The sequence below is a fragment of the Thermotoga sp. genome (assembly GCF_021162145.1).
Taxonomy (GTDB): Bacteria; Thermotogota; Thermotogae; order Thermotogales; family Thermotogaceae; genus Thermotoga.
In genome coordinates this window covers 1-5,737 of record NZ_JAGGZH010000126.1, presented here as the reverse complement: position 1 = coordinate 5,737, position 5,737 = coordinate 1, and the positions used below count along the sequence as shown (strand labels likewise).

The 5,737-nt window shown below is 47.9% G+C and carries 7 protein-coding genes; all 7 read right to left on the bottom strand.

Going from position 1 to position 5,737, the window contains the following annotated elements; genetic code table 11:
* On the bottom strand, window positions 1-341 hold a 341-nt coding region (locus J7K79_RS07850), incomplete at its 3' end, for a hypothetical protein (protein ID WP_296907241.1).
* Between the two features lie 13 nt (window positions 342-354).
* Window positions 355-1,527 carry a metallophosphoesterase gene (locus J7K79_RS07845; protein WP_296907239.1) on the bottom strand — a complete coding sequence of 391 codons (1,173 nt, stop codon included), beginning with the start codon at window positions 1,525-1,527 and terminating at the stop codon, window positions 355-357.
* A gap of 5 nt (window positions 1,528-1,532) precedes the next feature.
* Entirely contained in the window at window positions 1,533-2,369 is an 837-nt protein-coding gene (locus tag J7K79_RS07840) for a type I phosphomannose isomerase catalytic subunit (RefSeq protein WP_296907237.1), read from the bottom strand.
* Entirely contained in the window at window positions 2,366-3,733 is a 1,368-nt protein-coding gene (locus tag J7K79_RS07835; RefSeq protein ID WP_296907235.1) for a FapA family protein, read from the bottom strand. Before J7K79_RS07835 ends, J7K79_RS07840 begins: the two co-directional genes overlap by 4 nt.
* A gap of 15 nt (window positions 3,734-3,748) precedes the next feature.
* A complete protein-coding gene (gene trmFO, locus J7K79_RS07830; RefSeq protein ID WP_296907233.1) occupies window positions 3,749-5,056 on the bottom strand; it encodes a methylenetetrahydrofolate--tRNA-(uracil(54)-C(5))-methyltransferase (FADH(2)-oxidizing) TrmFO in 1,308 nt (435 codons plus the stop codon).
* Window positions 5,057-5,060: 4 nt separating this feature from the next.
* The gene (locus J7K79_RS07825) at window positions 5,061-5,471 is read right to left on the bottom strand and encodes an ATP-binding protein (protein ID WP_296907231.1); all 411 of its coding nucleotides are present in this window, start codon (window positions 5,469-5,471) and stop codon (window positions 5,061-5,063) included.
* A gap of 2 nt (window positions 5,472-5,473) precedes the next feature.
* Window positions 5,474-5,737 (bottom strand): DUF4940 domain-containing protein (locus J7K79_RS07820; RefSeq protein WP_296907229.1); only part of this gene is annotated, 264 nt, incomplete at its 5' end.

The window sequence follows — 5,737 nt, the reverse complement described above, 5'->3', positions numbered from 1 at the left end:
TGGTCAAGACACCTTTGAAGCTCCAGGATCTTTCTTTCTATCTCCTCCTGTTTATCCTGAAGCTCACTCGTCTTTCCCGTGTTCTGGTCGGCTGGTGTGTAGATGTAAACTTGTGTTCGTCCCGCGATCGCTGCAAGGAAAGACCCCCGCTTTCTCATATCCAGGGCTATGTTGCTGTATATGACGTACCCACCTTCTCTGAGAGCCTCTTTCTTGAAAGCCACTAAGTTCGATATCTCCTGGGAAAGAACGCGGAGCACGCTGCGGCTTGCAGGAGCAGAGTACGGGATTCCCGGCTCTCCAGGATCCAGTTTGTAGCCCAAAACGGGGTTGGAGATCATAAGCTCTCCCCCCTCAGATCTTTCCGATCACGTTCGTAATCGATGTCCTCACCTCAACTTTACCATCCGAAAAATCCATCATTATTTTTGGAAGTTCGGCCTTTTTGTGAAAGCCGTGTTTTCTCTTTATGCCGATCTTTTCCAGAACGGGTCTCCAGCTGCCACAGTTCACGTACAGTTTCTTTCCGACAGGCGTGGGAATTATCTTGTAGGTGAAATGGTGAACGTGCCCCATTACGAGTATATCAACTCTTTCTACCCTGTCCAACCCTTCACCGTAGCCCACCATGAAGTTCTTCCACTTTCGATTCCCTTTCAGCACAATCCTGGCCCATTTTTGAAGGTAATCAACCCTGCGAAATTTTCTGAACGTGTAAACCGTTCTCACGAGCATCCTGCCTATCTCTACACCACCGAACCTGTTCACAAACAGCTTGGAGAGCCAGTGAGTCCTTGGAAAGTTGTTTTTCAGCCATCTTTTTGCTTCATTCGTCCTCCACATAGTCAGAAAGCTTTTCAACCAGAGCTCCACTAGATCCACACCGATATCGTAGATCTCCGTAACGTGCTCGAACCAGTGAAAGACGTCAAGGAGCGGTCTTACATTGTCGTAGTCTCGAACTACCTCTTTTGGGGCAAAGTTTATGACGTTTTCGTCAAAGTTTACCATCATGTACCTCACGATGAAATCCCCAAGAGGTGGAACGATCTTACCACTTCTCCTGTCCAGAGAGAAACGATTTATGACGTCAAACTGGTTTCCGTGAAGAACAAGTAGCTTTGTTTTTTCATCGTAGTAGTAGGGTAGGATCTCAAAACGCTCAAATCTCTCCTTCAAGGCTCTCTGCAGTTTTTCGTTTTTGAGAATATGATAGTCGTGGTTTCCCACCACATAGTAAATGGTGTGCCTTTTTGCAAACTTTTTCAGCGTTTCAAAGATCTTTTCGTGTTTTTTCTCTATCTCATCCACTACAGTGTCATCGAGGCTTTTCAATACCTCATCAAAGGGGACAAGCCCCAGTTCCTTCACAATGCGGCTTTCAAGGATTTCAAAGCCGTCTCCTACGATGAAGAGTTCCACTTCTTTTTCATTCAGAATGTCTTCCAGAAAATCTGAAAGCTCATCATCGAAAAAGAAATCATCCTTGGCAGAGCCGTCCCCTATATGAAGATCGCTTATGAACACCCTCTTTATGTTCTCTCACCCCATCTTTCGAAGAAACTGCCGAGTCTGATCTCAAGAGCGAGCGTGTCCAAATAGGCACTCTCTCCCTCCGGAACGATGAACGTTTCAAAGGGTTCCGCTTTTCTCCCGTCGAACTTCCCCTCTTCAAGAACAACGACTGCGCAGAAACCTTTCAGGATTTCTTTTCTTGTCTTTCTCACCTTGAAATATTCGCACTCGAACTCCTCGAATTCCTTTATCAGAAGATCTCCAAGCCTTCTTCTTTTCATCACCTTGAAAGCTTTCTCCATGTGGAGCTCTCTGCCTCGCCCCCAGTCGTAGACCCTGTACGTGAGGTCTGAAGATTGTTGAACTTCCACGAGGAAACCGCTGGGTCCCAGCGCATGTACTGTTCCCGCCGGGAGGAAGACGAAGGCTCCCGATGAGATCTCTGCTTTTCTCAAGACCTCATCCCAGTTTCCCTTCGAGAACGCTTCTTTGATTTTTTCAGGGTCTTCTCCAATGGCTATCTGACCGGCCTCCACGAAGTACCACGCCTCTGTCTTTCCCCAGGGCTCTTTTTCCAACTTTTGAGCTTCATCGTCGTTCGGATGTACCTGTACCGAGAGCCAGTCTTCAGCAGAGATGAGTTTTACGAGAAGGGGAAAACGAGGAAAGGTTTTCCCAAGGATTCTTTTCATATCCCTGTTGAGATCCAGTTTTTCCTCTGTTTCCGTGATAAACAGAGGATGTCCCGAGAGAAGCCACACTTCGCCTATTTTCTCTTCCGATCCGAACATTCTGCCGAGGCGATGACTACCCCAGATCTGCTTTCTCAGTTTAGGAAGAACTTTCAGCGTCATTCTGAGTAACCTCCCACCCTTATTTCGCCGTCTCTGTAGTAGAAAACTACCCTTGTGAGCTCCTTTTCCACGTGAAACACTCTATTGAACATAACGATCTCAACCCCCGGATAAGCAACTTCTTTCACAACAACTGCAGCGTTCTTCGCCATTTCTTCTGCTATCTCGTTTAATCTTCTGAGCTCTTGCTCGTTCTTCTGTATGGAATCTCTGAGGTTTATCAGTGTGTTGCTCACCTTGTTCAGGAGGGCCTCCTTGTCGGGAGGAAATTTGTCCTTGAGAGTGCTCTGCATTTTTCTGAGCTCGACCAGGACCTTGGTGAGCTTTTGAACGTTGGCCTTATCGAGTGAGACCTGAGCAGAGATGATCTTTATTTTTTCGTTCACTTCTGGATCAACGCCCACCTCTACTCTCGTTTTGATTCCTATGGGAGAGCCGAGCTGAAAAGTTTCAACTTTGACTCGAGCGATCGTCACCCCTCCCCTTATACTGCCTTTACTTCCCGTCACCGTCACACTGTGGGCCTTGACGGTGGAATTCTCTATGTTCTTTTCCACTGCCACTTCTTCGGCTTCCACTTCTGCGCTTTCTATGAAGACCGTTTTGATCGTTTTCTTTGCTTTCACAAAGGCTTTCTCTCTTCCTTTTATACCACCCGCTGTAACGCTCCCGGCGAAGGAAACAACTGTTGCTGCCTCTATAACTCCCTTCACTACGATGTCTTCCTGAGCCCTAACAACGAAATCTGGTTTCACATCGCCTTTGATGACCACTTTGCCCGGAAAGTCTATGTTTCCAGTGGAGTAGTCGACTGCTTTTACTTCCAGAGTATCATTCACATGTATTGTTCCATTCGATTCAACTGTCAGAATACCACTCTTTGTAGCAATGATCTCGTTGTCTTTCATGGCCACGTTGTATCCAAGATGGTATTCCGGCATTTTTCCCGGCTTTGGTCTTACAGGATTTCCGAAAACATCCTTTCCTTCTTTGCCGGAAGTAGGTGGTACGATACGTGCGATCACTTCTCCCCTTTTAACGATGACTCTTTGCTTTGCGGGAATCTCTCTGAGATCGACCCTACCATCGCTCTGGACAACTTCCGTTACCTTCTTCAACAGCTCCACCTTTCCATCTTCTCCATCAATGGGCGGAGTACCCTCTGCAATCAGAACCGGAGTATTGTAAACAGGAGATCTGATGAGATCATCGATTATCTCTTCTCTTATCCCGTATCTTATCCCAGCGGAGTACAGCGCACTCAAGAATTCCTCTTTCGATAGAGGTGGTTCGTTCGGTCTTTCCTTCCTTATGACAGCGTAGGCCTGCATTCTGTCTTCCGAGACAGTGAACTCCACCTTCACCCCTACCCCCTCGCTTCACCAGGGATTCTTTCCCAGAAATTCTCTCATTGCTTTCATGGCTCTTTCCGCGAAGAGTTTCCGGCGCTCGAACTTGTTTCGAACCCGAACGGGAAGAGGAGGCAGCAGCCCGAAGTTTGCGTACATCGGCTTCAGATCACCCTCGACCTTCTCTATTATATAACCGAAGAGCGCTCCCATCATGGTCTCCTCTGGAAGGCGAAATGGGGGAAGACCCTTCAAGATCCTGTATACGTTGTAAGCCACGTAGATTCCAGACGCAGCTGATTCCATGTATCCCTCCACACCGGTGATCTGCCCGGCGAAGAAAACGTTGGGGTGTTCTTTCAAACGAAAGAAAAGATCGAGGACCTTGGGGGAATTGAGATAGACGTTTCTGTGCATCACACCGTACCGAACGATCTCTGCATCTTTCAGGCAGGGGATCTTCTGGATGATTTTCTTCTGCTCCCCCCATTTCAGTCTAGTCTGAAACCCAACGAGACTGTAGAATTTTCCTTCTCTGTCTTCACGACGAAGCTGAACCACAGCGTACGGTTCCCTGCCGGTTCGCGGATCTATCAACCCCGTCGGCCTCAGAGGGCCGTATCTCAGGGCATCCTTTCCACTCCGCGCGATTTCCTCAACAGGCTGGCAACGCTCGAAGAGAAGTTTCCTGTCGAAGTCTTCCATTTCGATGACCTCGGCTTCAACGAGCGCCTTCCAGAGTTCTTCGTACTCCTCCTGAGTGAGAGGACAGTTTATGTAATCGTTTCCCTTTCCAAACCTGTCCCCCCAGAAAGCCCGATTCATGTCAATGGATTCGAAACTCACAATTGGAGAGACAGCGTCGAAGAAGAACATAAAGTCTTCCCCCAGAAGTTCCTCCAGAAAAGAAAGAAGCCCCTTCGAAGTAGCCGGCCCTGTTGCCACTATCCATATATCTTCAGCGGGATCGAAACCAATGACTTCTTCCCTCACGATCTCAACATTTTCCACGCTTTCTATGATTTTTGTGATTTCTCTTGCGAAAGCGGTTCTATCCACAGCCAGGGCCTTTCCAGAAGGAACGCGTGTCCTTTCTGCCACATCGAGGACCACGGACCCCATCATCTTCATCTCGGCTTTCAAAAGCCCTTCGGCGTTCGTTATCTCTTCCGATTTAAAGGAATTGCTACAGACGAGTTCTGCGAAGTACCCCGTTTTGTGCACCTCGGTCATCTTCTTTGGCCGCATCTCGTAGAGACGGACTTTTATACCCCTCTTTCCGAGGTTGTACGCAACTTCCGACCCTGCAAGCCCTGCTCCGACGACGTTCACGATCATCATGTCACCTCAGACTCTTCCTGACGATGGTGAGATTACCTATGTTGAGAGGCCGTACCCTGAATTCGTCTGCTACTTGATGGATTATGTAAAGGCCATACCCTCCTTCCCTGGGATTTTCCAGATCGGGAGGAAGAGGCTTCAACCTGGAGGGATCCACGGGCTCTCCAAAGTCCCTCACGAGAATGTAGAAGACACTATCCTTCATCACATAACTCACGATGACCTTTTTTGTTTCATCTCCTTTGTAGGTGTGCTTGATCACGTTCGCAAGAATCTCTCCCAGGACTATCTCCATATCCATGACCACACTGTTCGGGGAACCGTTGAGAAACAAAAAATCACGCATGACAGAACGTGCTATCTTTATGTGTGACCTTTTGGAAGGAACGATAAGGAACATGATGTCCGGCAATTTCAGCCCTCCTTCAGTAGCAAAAAGGCCTCCACGGGAATCCTTGGGGAAATGAGAGAGCTTCGCTCGAACTCGAGAATCTCTTTGAATACCTCCTCTTCGCTCTTTTTCATCGAGTCGGCTGTTTTCAGAACATCTCCTGTTCTTAAGAAAACCCTCACTGTGTCTGGAACAGACACTTTCACCGTAAAGCTGTACTCGCAAAGCCTTTCGTAAAAGGCCACATCATGATCGACATAAGTGATCATCATCAAAGCCTTTCTTGC

Excerpts from the sequence above, each read along its gene's own strand:
- J7K79_RS07840 (WP_296907237.1), bottom strand. The coding sequence starts at position 2,369 with ATGACGCTGAAAGTTCTTCCTAAACTGAGAAAGCAGATCTGGGGTAGT.
- trmFO (WP_296907233.1), bottom strand. The coding sequence starts at position 5,056 with ATGATCGTGAACGTCGTCGGAGCAGGGCTTGCAGGGTCGGAAGTTGCG.